The sequence below is a fragment of the Acinetobacter sp. A47 genome, assembly GCF_000805455.1.
Classification (GTDB): Bacteria; Pseudomonadota; Gammaproteobacteria; order Pseudomonadales; family Moraxellaceae; genus Acinetobacter.
The window spans coordinates 88,501-102,167 of the sequence record NZ_JSUS01000001.1; the positions used below are offsets into that span (position 1 = coordinate 88,501).

Here is a 13,667-nt window from a genome sequence, read left to right on the forward strand (position 1 = left end):
GCCAAGCTGGTAAATGGTTCCTGCAGGTTGAGCCAAATTGGTTCTCGTTTTTCTTTGAAATGTAAAGAAAATAAAGATGCATAAAAAATAAGCATGGATAAGGAAATAAAGGATTTATGAAAAAGAAACTATTACTCGGTCTTGCAGTCGGGATTATCAGCCTTGCAGGTCATGCACAAATTCCACAGGTTGATGTCATTGTAATAAATGCCGATGTCCGGACATCCAATCCTGCAAAGCCTAAGGCTCAGGCATTTGCAGTACAAAATGGAAAGTTTCTGGCTGTGGGAGATAACCAGTTCATCCAGAAAATGGCAACCAAGCAGACACAGATCATTGATGCAAAAGGCAAGACGGTTCTGCCAGGATTAACCGATGCACATACCCATCTGCTGGGAGGTCTTGAATTATGGGAAGGGGTAGACCTTTTCGGTATCACGGACCGTCAGGAATGGTTTAAATTAATTGCCAAAAGAGATCAGGAATTACCTAAAGGGGCCTGGCTGGTAGGTGGTCGCTGGGACCTTACCAGCCTCAAAGATAAACGCATGCCAACACGTCAGGAACTGGATGCGATTGTGCCTGACCGCCCTGTGGTATTACAGGACATTGATTACCACACCGTCTGGGTCAATACCAAGGCAATGCAGTTGCTGGGCATTGACAAGCATACCAAATCCCCGGAAGGCGGTGAAATTGTAAAAGATCCAGAGACTGGCGAACCTACCGGAATTTTTAAAGAGACAGCGGGAACACAACTGATATTGGGTAGTCCGAAATACAGTAGCGCATTACTTTCTGGAAAGGCGGCTTTACCGACAGTTGAGCGTATCATTGCCCATTTTAATAGCTTGGGGATTACCTCAGTCCATGATATGTGGACCGAGCTGGCAACCGTATATCCGGCCTTGCTGGATTCAAAACAACAATTGCCGATGCGGATACGTTTTGGCTTGATGACAGGAGAAGATCATACCTCACCAGCCCAATTTAAAATCTATGCTCAACAAAGAGATGAGCTGAACCAGCGTTTTATGCAAAAAGAACGCGAATGGCAGCAGGGGCCGCAATTCCGTTTTGGCTATATCAAGTATATTATTGATGGAACCTTGATGAATTATACTGCCGCACTGAATGAACCTTATGCGGATCGTCATCATTTTAATATTGAACCGATGACTTCACAGGAAAATCTGAATAACTCAGTAAAAATGCCAATGATGCCGGTTTCCCTGTCGCAGTTCATGCGATTGGTGACAAGAGTGTCGACATGGCGCTGAATGCCATTGAAAAGAGTCCTAAACATCAACAATTTGTCAACCGGATTGAACATATTGAGGTTTTATCCAAAGATGATATTCCACGTTTTGCCCAGTTAGGTGTTGTTGCTTCGATGCAGCCTGATCACGCCATTTCCGGTAATTATCAGGAGTCACGTCTGGGCGAGGCACGCATGCTGTATAGCTATGCTTGGCAGTCTTTGCTCAGCAGTGGTGCCACAATGGTATTGGGAAGTGATTGGCCAACTGCACCGGAAAATCCAATGTTGCAGTTAAGTGATGTTGTTTTTCGCGAGTATCAGGGCAAAACCCGTTATAGCAATAATGCCTTGAGTCTGGATGAAGCACTATATGCCTATACTCAGGCACCCGCCAATATTGCAGGTTGGGGAGACCAGCTTGGAAGTATCAGCGTTGGAAAATGGGCTGATTTCGTTGTTTTGCAAGACACCTTGAAAACACCTCTGAATAAAGATATCAAGAACTGGAAAGTAGATGAAACCTGGTTTGCTGGCCGGCAGGTGTATAATAGAAAGACAACTGAAAAATAAAACAAGCGGATTAAAAAAAGAAAGCCTTCAGGCTTTCTTTTTTTTACCGAAAAAATGTTTTTAGGATAGGTAAATAAATGGCTCTTTCATTTTTTTAAAATTGGTTCTAGGTTTTAATTATGTATAAAAGATAATAAAAATTCAGAATAATCAGATATTAATGGAATAAAGGAATGACAAAGAATAAATGGATTATCAGCATTATCGCATTCATGCTTATCTCCTCTGTACATGCAGAATCATCTGCTCAAGAGGAGACCCAAGATAACTTTCTGGTCAGTGGTTCGCTTGCTTTTTTAACAGAGTATTACTGGCGAGGTACCACTCAAACGAAAGGGAAGCCTGCGGTTCAGGGTACATTAAGACTTGATCACGATTCAGGATTTTATGCGCAATTATTTGCTTCAAATATACAGCTGGATATCGGGAGCAGTTTGGAGCTAGATTATTATATTGGTTATAACTACGCAATAAATAAAGATTTAAAACTGAATTTACAATATCTGGATGTGAACTATCCGGGTGAAGACAAAACGCTTCCGCAGGTGGATTTTGAAGAGTATTCAGTGGCTTTACTCGCTTCAAACTTGCTCAAAGCCGAGGATGAGCTGAATCTGTCTTTTTACTATTCACCGGACTATACCCTGGAAACAGGAAAGACGTTACGTTATGAGGTGGGATATCGCTATCCTGTTGCTGACCAATGGCATGTTTACACTCAGGTCGCCTATAACCAGTTCGCCAGCAAGGCTGCCTATGCATTACTTTGGGGAACGGAAAAAAAACGGGATTTTTATGATTATAAACTCGGTGTAGATTATAACTATCATGATTATATATTTGATCTGTATTATGCCAATGCCAATGTTAATCAGGATTTGCCAAGTGCCGATCAAACGGTTGTTTTTAGTCTGACTAAACTGTTTTAATTTAAATAGTGTTAATTAATAAATGGATTTTGAATAATCGATATATGATTTGTATGGACTGATGTTTATACAAGAAACTGAATATAAACAGTTGAAAATTTATTTTAAAAATAATTTCGCTCCTGATATTGTTTTATATATAAAACTTTTTGACTGTTTTATGTTCGTAAAAGGAATTAAGCCGGATTTTCCAAAAAAAAATCAAAAAACAAGATCATTTTTTTATCAAATAACCAAGTGGTGGTTTATGGTTATTTGACTGAAAAATAAAAGGAAATATGTGTTTTTGAGTCCCGTTTAAATTGGTACCTGTTTTATTGGAAGAATTGGTACTCGTTTTTAATTGGATAATTTATCAAAGTATAGTGGATGAAATGATGTTTAAAATATATTGATAAATGGATGTTAAAACAATGAGAGTGAATGCAGAACGTTTGTGGCAGATGCTCATGGATATGGCAAAAATCGGTGCGACAGAAAACGGTGGAAATACACGTTTGGCACTCACAGATGAAGATATTGCTGGGCGTGCTCTGCTACTGGAGTGGGCAGAAAAAATTAATCTTTCAGTTCACTATGATGAAGTCGGTAATTTGATCTTACGCCGTTCAGGTCAAAATGAAGCTGCTTTACCGATAGTGATGGGAAGCCATCTGGATACTCAGCCCAAAGGTGGCCGTTTTGATGGTATTTACGGTGTACTGGCTGGCATGGAAGTCTTGCAACGCCTGGACGAAGAAAAAATAACCACGACACATCCGCTTGAACTTGTGGTCTGGATGAATGAAGAGGGTGCACGTTTTACTCCTGCCATGATGGGGTCGGCTGCTTTTGCTGGTGTCATCCCTAAACAGCAAATTTATGACAGTACTGATAAGCAGGGTATTTCGGTTTTTTCAGAGCTGGTGCGTACAGGACAACTGGGTAACCATCCACTGGCTCGTCCATTTCAGGCTTATTATGAAGTTCACATTGAGCAGGGACCTGTACTGGAAAAGAATGAAATTTCAATTGGTGTGGTGACTGGCGGACAGGCCATTCTCTGGTTAGATGTCGAGACCAGAGGGCGGGCTGCACATGCGGGGACTACGCCAATGCAGATGCGTAAAGATACCATGGTGGGTACGGCAGCAATGATCGTGGCGTTAGAGCAGGCCATTTTGCAGCAATTCCCTGAAGGACTGGTAACCTTTGGAGAAATGCAGGTAGCCAATTCTTCACGTAATACCATTCCTGGCAAAATCCAGTGGACGATTGATTTACGTCATCCGGAAGATGCTTCTTTAAAAGCTATGGAAAATGCAACCTATAAACTTTTGCAGACGCTCGCAGCACAAAGAAATCTGGAAGTGAGTATTTCACAACACTGGTTAAGTCCTGCGACCTATTTCGATACCGCCTGTATCGCAACGGTGCAAGATGCAGTAAACCGTTTGGGATACAGTAATCAGACCATTGTTAGCGGTGCCGGGCATGATGCAATCAATATTGCCAAACATTGTCCAACGACCATGATTTTCATCCCGTGTATTGATGGATTGAGTCACAACGAAGCAGAAGATATTTATGCCAAGGATGCGGCTCAAGGGGCAGATGTACTGCTTAATGCGATTCTGGATTATGACGCAAAATACGCAGCCCCGGCTGATCAAAAATATGTAGAAACAGTTGAATAATTAATCATTTAATGATGTGAAAAATGCATGCTTCAGGAATGGGGTAATGCAACAAGTATGGACGGATAAGTAATGAACTCTAAATTACCAGTAGAAACTGATATTCAAGATATCTGGCAAAAAGACAAGGACCATGTGATTCATCCATGGACAGATTTTTCGACTTTTAAAGACGAAGGTTCTTTAATTATGTCGAAAGGTGAAAATGTCTATGTATATGATGCACAGGGCAATAAATATCTAGATGGTATTGGTGGCCTGTGGTGCGTCAATGTCGGTTATGGACGTAAAGAGATTGCTGATGCTGTAGCAGAACAGATTATGCAGTTGCCTTACTATTCTCCTTTTGGCCATCAGACCACAGCACCAGCAGCCAAGTTGGCCGCTAAACTTGCTGAGCTGGCACCGGGTAATCTGAATCATGTGTTTTATGGCTGTGGTGGTTCAGTGGCGAACGATACGGCAGTACGTTTAATCCACCACTATTTCTATCAGATTGGCAAACCATCGAAAAAGAAACTGATTGCCCGTAAAGATGCTTATCACGGCAGTACCTATATCAGTATGACCTTGACCGGTATTGAAGCTGATCATGTTGGTTTCGAGATTCATAATGAACTGGTTCACCATGTGTCATGTCCAAATCCATATCGCAAGCCAGCATCGCAGTCGATGGAAGATTTCTGTAATGAAAAGGTGCAGGAACTGGAAGATACCATTCTGAAACTTGGTCCGGATAATGTCGCAGCTTTCTTTGCCGAGCCAATTATGGGGGCTGGTGGCGTGATTGTTCCGCCAGAAGGTTATCATGCCAAGACCTTGGCCGTATGTAAGAAATACAATGTACTGTATGTGTCTGATGAGGTGGTTACCGCATTTGGTCGCCTGGGTCATATGTTTGCTTCTGAAGAAGTGTTTGGTATTGTTCCTGACATTATTACCTGTGCAAAAGGTCTCTCTTCAGGTTACTTGCCTTTGGGTGCGACCATCATTTCTGATGAAATTTATGATGCTATCAGTAAGCCACATCATGAAGGCGGTTTGCTCACCCATGGCTTTACCTACTCAGGTCATCCGGTGAGTTGTGTTGCTGCACTTAAAAATATTGAAATTCTGGAAAAGGAAAATATCTGCGCGCATGTTCAAGACATGGGCAGTTATTTTGAGCAGCAGTTAAAGACACTGGCAGATCTGGAAATTGTTGGTGAAGTTCGCGGCAAGAAATTCATGATGTGTATTGAAAACTTGCGTAATAAAGAGACTAAAGAACTCTTTGACCGTTCGGTTGGTGTTGGAAAACGTATTGCGAACCATTGTCAAAAATTGGGCTTAATTGTGCGTCCGGTTGGTCATATGAATGTCCTGTCACCACCACTTATCTTGACTCGTGAGCAAATTGACTTTGCCGTGAAAACCTTACGTCATGCAATTCAGAACACCATTCAGGAACTGAAAGCTGAAGGTCATTTATAAGCCGTATATCTTTGTTGTCCCATGAAACATCAACTTATCCTCCGGGATGAGTTGATTCTCGTGAGTTACCGTAACTTGCGAAAGAGCACTAGATGAGCGCGATGAAATAAATGAGTGATAAAGCTGATATTGGCGAAACAAAAAAGGTTGCATCATAGAACCAAAAATTTATATCAGCTTTATAACGTGTATGAGAGCAAGCAGATGAAGAATTATATCAATGGTCAATGGAAAGAGACGACAGGAACTTCCCAGATTACGGTCATTAATCCTGGCAGTGAAGAGGAGTTAATCCGTTACACTGCAGCTTCCCCACAAGATGTAGATGCCGCCGTGTCTGCAGCAAGACAAGCTCTGGAGAGCTGGAGTCTGACTACTTCTGAACAGCGGGCAAACTGGTTAAATAAAATCGCGGATGCAATTGAAGCCGCCAAAACCAGGTTAACTGAACTTTCTCATCACAATAATGGCAAGTCTTCTGAACAAGCCCTGGTAGATGTTGATAACAGTATCAAGTGCTATCGTTATTATGCCAACTTGGTTAAAAATTTTGCTTTTAGTCAGGTCACTCAATGTGAAGATGGAACTGAACTGACGCATCAACAAAACCCGGTGGGAGTGGTGGCTTTAATTACGCCATGGAATTTTCCATTAATTACCAGTGCCTGGAAAATTGCACCGGCCCTTGCAGCAGGGTGTACTCTTGTTTTTAAACCTTCTGAATTGGTGCCATTACCAGAATATGAATTTACGCGTCTGCTCGACCAGATCCGGTTTCCACAAGGTGTATTTAACCTGATATTAGGCGATGCGGAAGCAGCGCAGCATCTGGTCAAACATGAAGATGTAAATAAAGTGTCCTTTACCGGTAGTACTGAGGTGGGGATACATGTAATGCAGGCGGCAGCCTGTTCAGTCAAGCGTGTCACATTAGAATTGGGGGGTAAATCTCCGATTATCATTCTGGAAGATGCTGATCTGGATGAGGCCGTGGACAAGGCACTCGGCGGCATGTTCTATAACAGTGGCCAAATGTGTTCGGCAACTTCACGTTTATTGGTACATCAGTCGATTGCCGAAGGTTTTTATCAAAAATTTAAAGTAGCCGTGGAGTCGATCACTTTAGGTTCGGATCTGAAAGGACCATTTAGTATGGGACCGATGACGACACAGAAGCAATTTCATAAAGTTCATGAATATTTGAACATTGCACAAGATGAACAGCTGAAATCATTGATTGATCTGGATCAAATTCACTTACCTGAAAAAGGCTTTTTCATTAAACCGCATGTGTTTGTGGATGTTTCCCCTGAAAGCCGGTTATGGAAAGAAGAAATTTTTGGACCTGTAATTTGTTGCCGTAGCTTTGAGGATGAAGATGAGGCCGTTCGCTTAGCCAATGATTCGGAGTTTGGATTGGCTGCAACCATTATCACCGGATCTTTACAACACGGTAAAAAAATTGCCAAGCGACTCCGCTCCGGGCATATCTGGATCAACTCTCATCAAATGATTCAGCCTGGTTCCTTATGGGGTGGTTTCAAAAAAAGTGGTATCGGACGTGAACTCGGGCAGTCCGGTATGCAAAGTTATTTGGAAGAAAACGTCATCACTATTTAATTTTTTCTAACAGTTTATTGAATCGGGAAAGGGACTTCTCTTTTCAATATAACGCCGGACAGGTGAGTAAGAAGCACTGAGCAAGTGTTTGCATTGATGCAGGAGAAATATGCATGGAACGCGAAAAGAATCGTAAAGGGCTTTCACTATGGCAAGTGGTCGTCATTGGTGTAGCTTATATGGCTCCCGCAACAGTATTTGATACCTTTGGGATTATTTCCAGAGTAACCGAGGGACGAGTCCCGCTGGCCTATATATTGGCCTTGTTTGCAATGCTATTGACTGCTTTTAGCTATGCACGCTTTAGCAAACTGTCTCCTAAATCCGGGTCAGCCTATACCTACACGACAGAAACCTGTGGCAAGACAGCAGGCTTTTTTGTCGGTTGGTGTTCCTTGATCGACTACCTGTTGATTCCACTGGTAAATGTTTTATTGGCTGCATTTTACCTGAATGCACTTATGCCTGATCTTTCCTATACCGCCTGGGTTATCATCATGGTGGGCATCATTACCCTGATTAATATCTTCCGGATCAATATTCTGGCGAACTTTAGTTTTATCTTTATTGCTGCCACGATTTTAATGATGTTGATCTTTATTTTTCTGGTGGTCACGGATATTGGTCATTCACAAGGCTATCAAGGCTTGATGACCGTCAAACCATTGTTCAATGGCAACCCTGAATATTTGACCTTATTAACTGGAGTTTCACTCGTCTGTTTCTCCTATCTGGGTTTTGATGCGGTATCGACATTGGCTCATGAAAGCCGTAATCCAACCAAGACCATTCCACGTGCCATCATGTTAACGACATTATTGGGTGGCCTGATTTTTATTACAGTGTCCTGGTTCGTACAGTTGTCGTTTCCAACACTGGAACAATTTAAAAATCCGGATGAAGCCTTACCTGAAATTGCACTGTTTGTTGGTGGTGTCTTTTTTCAGGCCGCATTACTCACTGTACAAATTATGAATGCATTTGCTTCGGGTTTGGCCTCTCATGCCAGTGCTTCGCGCTTACTTTACATTATGGGACGGGATGGCGTTTTCAGCCAGAAAATCTTTGGCTATGTCAATCATAGACTAGGTACGCCTTTGTATTCGATTCTGTTTGTTGGTTTGATTTCGTTACTGGCCATTATGGTCGATCTGGCAACAGTCGTAAGTCTGGTCAGTTTTGGTGCCCTGATTGCTTTTACAATGGTGAATTTCTCTGTGTTCATGAAATTCTTTGTCATCGCTAAACAGCGATCAGGCTTAAAGAACATTTTTTTCAATTTATTACTGCCTCTGGCGTCAGTGTTGTGTTTATTAGGCTTGTGGATCCATCTAGAGAAATCTGCTCTGGAGTTTGGAGGTGTCTGGTTGTTGGCTGGCATACTGCTGTTACTTTATAAGCGTATCCGCAAGCAACCCCTCTCATTTGGCGCAACTACCTGATCTTTTTAATAAATTGTTTCATTAAATAAAATTTGAAAATACGGAGATAGAGACTATGCAACACAATGCGACTACCCCAAATCAGCAAGGTTTTAGCATGCCAGGTGAATGGGCGGCTCAGGAAGCGGTCTGGATGATTTGGCCGTATCGTACAGATAACTGGCGTGGCAATGGTGCACCTGCACAGCAGGCTTTTGCTCAGGTGGCAGCTGCAATTTCACAGACAACACCAGTATTCATGGCGGTTCCTCAAGCTCAAATGGAAAAAGCACGCCAGATTATGCCAGCACAGGTCACGTTGGTTGAAATGGAAAGTGATGATGCATGGACACGTGATACCGGACCTAGCATTGTAAAAAATGCACAGGGTCAAAGAAAAGGAATTAACTGGGTATTTAATGCCTGGGGTGGGGAAAATGGCGGACTATATTTCCCTTGGGATCAGGACCAGTTGATTGCAGGCAAGATTGCGGCGCAACATGGGATTGAAACCTACTCGACACCACTGGTTCTGGAAGGTGGAGCAATTCATGTAGATGGGGAAGGAACATTATTGACCACTGCGGAGTGTTTGCTGAATCCGAACCGGAATCCGGACCTGACTCAATCCCAGATTGAAAACATTCTGAAAGAATGTCTGGGAGTAACCACTTTTATCTGGTTGCCGGAAGGGGTATTTAATGATGAAACTGATGGACATGTCGATAATATGTGCTGTTTCGTACGTCCAGGTGAAGTGGCATTGCATTGGACAGATGATGTAAATGATCCGCAATATGCTCGTTCTTATGCAGCCTTAAAGGTTCTGGAAAATACGAAAGATGCTCAAGGCCGTCAATTGAAAGTGTGGAAATTGCCATCTCCAGGCCCCCTGTATGCCAGTGGTAATGAAACGGTCGATATTGAAAAAGGAAATGCTATTGAGCGTTTTGAAGGTAACCGTCTGGCTGGTTCTTATGTGAATTACCTGATTAGTAACCAGCAGATTATTTTTCCGTTACTAGATGAACGTACTGATGGGCAGGCGAAAGCATTGTTCCAGCAGATGTATCCGGACTATCTCATTACTGGTGTCCCAGCCCGAGAAATCTTACTCGGGGGCGGCAATATTCATTGTATTACCCAGCAAATTCCGGCATAGGCAGGCGTATTGCAAGCAGGTTGAAAAAGAAAGATCCGATAAGGGTATTTTTCAGCCTGCTCAATTAAACAATCAAAGTTGAAATCTAAAATTACTGGAAAAGTGGTTTAATTTAAAATATAAAAAAATGGATATGAAATGCTTAACCAATAAGAAAAAAATATGCACTTATTTAGGATGAACCACGAGCTGTTTGAGCTATAAAACCTCTGGTCAGATCATGAATGTTTTTATAAAAAATAAATAATAGAAAACAATAGATTAAAAAATATTTTTATAAGATCGATAGGATCAATAAGATATGAATTTTACTTCTCTTGATCAAAGAGCAACAAGAAAAATGGATATATAAATAATAATAATTATCATTTGTATTGAGTTTTATTTATTTTTTGTTAGAATTCCCATAATTTTTAAGCAATTTTTAAGATATCTCTGAACCGGGTGGAAATATGTCCAACAAAATAGCGCGTCGTTCACTTCTTACAATTTCCGTGCTGGGCGGTATGATGGCGGTTGCCCACGCAGCAGAAATGGAAGCAAATAAAGAGGCTGTACAACTAGAAAAAATTGTTGTGACGGCGAGTAGCCAAGCTGTTGACGTAAAAGATGCGCCAGCAAGTATTAGTGTGATTTCCCGTGAAGATATTGAAAAACAGCCAGTAGCCAGTCTTGGTGATTTATTGAGTAAAGTACCTGGAGTTACAGGGGGGATTAGTCCAAATGGTGATGGATCAAAAATTAAATTACGTGGTTTACCAGAGAATTACACACTTATCTTAATTGATGGGAAACGTATCGGATCGTCACGCGATACTAACTATCGTCCAGATTCAGGTCGTCAGGATCTAAACTGGATTACGCCTGAAATGATTGAACGAATTGAAGTAGTACGTGGCCCTATGTCATCCCTCTATGGTTCTGATGCAATGGGTGGAGTCATTAATATTATTACTAGAAAAATTCCAAATAAATGGGGGGGCAGCCTAACTCGCAATTATACAGTTCCGACGACTTCAGGAGATCTAGGTCATACGGATCAGATGGGAATTATGGTAACGGGACCATTAACAGAAAACTTGGCTTTACGTTTAACAGCAGGCCGGACAGAGCGAGAAGCAGATCAGAATATTAAAGCCGGTCAGGGAACATCAGGCTATATTGATGAAAATTATAATGCCTTAGTTAATTACCAAATTAATGATAAACATCAGGTCGCCGTTGAAGCGGGAATCTCTACCCAAAAAAATAAGGCAGGATATGGAGAGGTTGTTGGCCGTGGTGGAGTGATTAGTGAAGGGGAGGTTGCTTGGGGGCCTGATAATTTAGAACACCATACTTATAGCATCTCACATGATGGTGATTGGAGCTTTGGTAAATCAAAATTGTCTGCCTATTATAATAATTACGATAGCAGTAATAAAAGTGGAATTGCCAAATCGAATGAAACCATTATCGAGGGCAATTTAAATATTCCATTTAATGTCTTGTTTGAACAGGCGTTGACTGTTGGTGGACAATGGAAGAAAAATGAACTTACAAATACACAAACAATAGGGACATTACCTGACGGAAGCTGGGATGGACAGAAATATTCTGATCCAACGGTTAATAATAAAACCTGGGCAATTTTTCTAGAAGATAATATCAGTCTATTAGATAATTTAAAATTGACGGTTGGTAATCGATTAGATCACGATGATAAATATGGTTCACATCATAGTCCAAGAGCTTATCTGGTTTATCATCCTTTAAATGATTTTACTATTAAAGGTGGGGTAGCAAAAGGGTTCAGAGCGCCATCATTAAAAGAAACAACGCCTGGCGCAGCAACATTTTCACGTGGGAATGGTTGTAGCTCTTTGATTCCACTTGGATATGTATCTGGTGGTTGTTATATGGCTGGTAATCCGAATTTAAAGCCAGAAGAAAGTACGAATTATGAAATTAGTTTGAATTATAATGGTTTCAACTCTGATCTTGGCGTGACTTATTTCCATACGGATTTCAAGGATAAGATTGATTATGCTCCATTGGGAGAGATCAATGGACGTTGGTATACCCGTAATGAAAATATTGGTAAAGCACGTACTCGTGGCTTGGAAGTTGTCGCAAATTTCCCGATTACAGACACTGTAAACTGGAATAATAATATGACGTACTTTTTTGAAGCAAAGAACTTGGATACGGGTAAAGAGTTAATTATTACACCTAAAATTACAGTAAACTCAGCATTAAATTGGAAACCTATGGATGCTCTGGCATTAGAGTTCAACGCTAGACATTTAGGAAAACAATATTTTGGTGAGAATGTAACAACCAGTAGTCTGCAAAAACCACATACCATTTTCGGGATTTCGGCAAATTATGATTACAATGATAACCTGACCTTTAGAACTGGTATTAATAACTTATTTGATAAGAATTTATCAAATGGGAGTGATTCATATTTAGTTGAACGCCAAAGAGCATTTATTGGCGTGACTTTAAAATATTAATTCACTGAATAGGCCGGAAAGATAGCTTACAAATCTTTCTGGCCTAGAATATTTTGTGTTTGCTCAGAATAATAAAACTTTTCTAAATAAACTCGTGCACGTTCCCGTAAATAGCCTTTAGCGATGACCTGTTGTAACACGGGAGTCAATAAGTCACTAAGTTGCTCTTCAATTAATGCCTCATCAATATTCAGGTCACGTAATAAAAGATCAAAAGTTCGTTCCTGATTACGTGCGTACCAGGCATAGATGCCATCATGTACCTGTTGTTTCAGATACGGCGTCTGACGAATGTGTTCCCAGATTTCGTGTCCCATCGCAACTGTGTGGGGAAGGTCTTGTACTTCAATATAATTCCGCAATACCGATAAGGGCATGACTTTAATTTTATGCCAGAGATTGGCCTGAAAATGATAGAGCTTGTCATCATTAAAGTGCTGATTGAGCACTCTCTCACTCATCTGGCTGATCTTTAAAATATTTTTTTGCAAATAATGGGAAATGGTCTGATTCAGGTTAGAATCGGTCACGGTTTCCAAGACCGATTTACCCATTTTCATAAAATGCCCGACCCCTGGAACGCGTTTCGACATGACTGAATTATCCAGATAATCCTGAATCGAGTGCTGGATTAACTGGCTAATCAGCGCCGAGAAAGCGGGATTATTCACTACCGTTTTAATTAAGCGCTGGCGATGACCACTTTTACTGGCCACATACTGGGCAATCGAATCTACTGTCAGCACAGGAATGACATCTTCAATCGTGGTCTGGTCATTAATCGGGTGAATCAGGGCAAAACGGATATGTTCTGCAATCTGCTCAACCAGAAAGGCACTTGCCGGTGTGGCAAGAATCTGTTTTTCAATCAGGTTAAAGATTTGCTCGAATGACCAGAGCTGTTGTAATGGCTGTAAGCGTAACCAATGATAGAACTGCTTAAACTCAAGTTGAACGGTGGCTGGCTGTGCAAATTCACGTTCTAGAAAATCAAGTTGTGCGTCGATCAGTTGTTCTATCATTGGATGTTTAGGCATAAAATCTCAAATTATTTATT

General features: G+C 41.2%; 8 protein-coding genes and 1 pseudogene. 8 read left to right on the forward strand and 1 reads right to left on the reverse strand.

Annotated elements, in window-relative coordinates; genetic code table 11:
* Positions 1-116 precede the first annotated feature (116 nt).
* The 8 genes and pseudogenes from OC23_RS00405 (at position 117) to OC23_RS00445 (ending at position 12,610) form a co-directional block, all read left to right on the forward strand.
* A pseudogene (locus OC23_RS00405) lies at positions 117-1,831 on the forward strand (amidohydrolase).
* A gap of 173 nt (positions 1,832-2,004) precedes the next feature.
* Complete coding sequence (locus OC23_RS00410; protein ID WP_038341983.1) at positions 2,005-2,760, forward strand: TorF family putative porin; 756 nt, start codon at positions 2,005-2,007, stop codon at positions 2,758-2,760.
* Positions 2,761-3,173: 413 nt separating this feature from the next.
* Entirely contained in the window at positions 3,174-4,436 is a 1,263-nt protein-coding gene (locus tag OC23_RS00420; protein WP_038341988.1) for a Zn-dependent hydrolase, read from the forward strand.
* Positions 4,437-4,508: 72 nt separating this feature from the next.
* The gene (locus OC23_RS00425; protein WP_038341989.1) at positions 4,509-5,909 is read left to right on the forward strand and encodes an aminotransferase; all 1,401 of its coding nucleotides are present in this window, start codon (positions 4,509-4,511) and stop codon (positions 5,907-5,909) included.
* A gap of 204 nt (positions 5,910-6,113) precedes the next feature.
* Positions 6,114-7,529: an aldehyde dehydrogenase family protein gene (locus OC23_RS00430; protein ID WP_038341990.1), complete on the forward strand. Its 1,416-nt coding sequence runs from the start codon at positions 6,114-6,116 to the stop codon at positions 7,527-7,529.
* A 113-nt stretch (positions 7,530-7,642) separates the two neighbouring features.
* Complete coding sequence (locus OC23_RS00435; RefSeq protein ID WP_038341991.1) at positions 7,643-8,971, forward strand: APC family permease; 1,329 nt, start codon at positions 7,643-7,645, stop codon at positions 8,969-8,971.
* 55 nt (positions 8,972-9,026) lie between these two features.
* Positions 9,027-10,112 (forward strand): agmatine deiminase, encoded by a 1,086-nt coding sequence (gene aguA, locus OC23_RS00440; protein ID WP_038341993.1) that lies wholly within the window; start codon positions 9,027-9,029, stop codon positions 10,110-10,112.
* Between the two features lie 452 nt (positions 10,113-10,564).
* Positions 10,565-12,610 (forward strand): TonB-dependent receptor domain-containing protein, encoded by a 2,046-nt coding sequence (locus OC23_RS00445; RefSeq protein WP_038341995.1) that lies wholly within the window; start codon positions 10,565-10,567, stop codon positions 12,608-12,610.
* 26 nt (positions 12,611-12,636) lie between these two features.
* Here OC23_RS00445 and OC23_RS00450 read toward each other — a convergent pair whose 3' ends face one another.
* Positions 12,637-13,647, reverse strand: a complete 1,011-nt coding sequence (locus tag OC23_RS00450; protein ID WP_038341997.1) for a hypothetical protein — start codon at positions 13,645-13,647, stop codon at positions 12,637-12,639.
* Positions 13,648-13,667 lie beyond the last annotated feature (20 nt).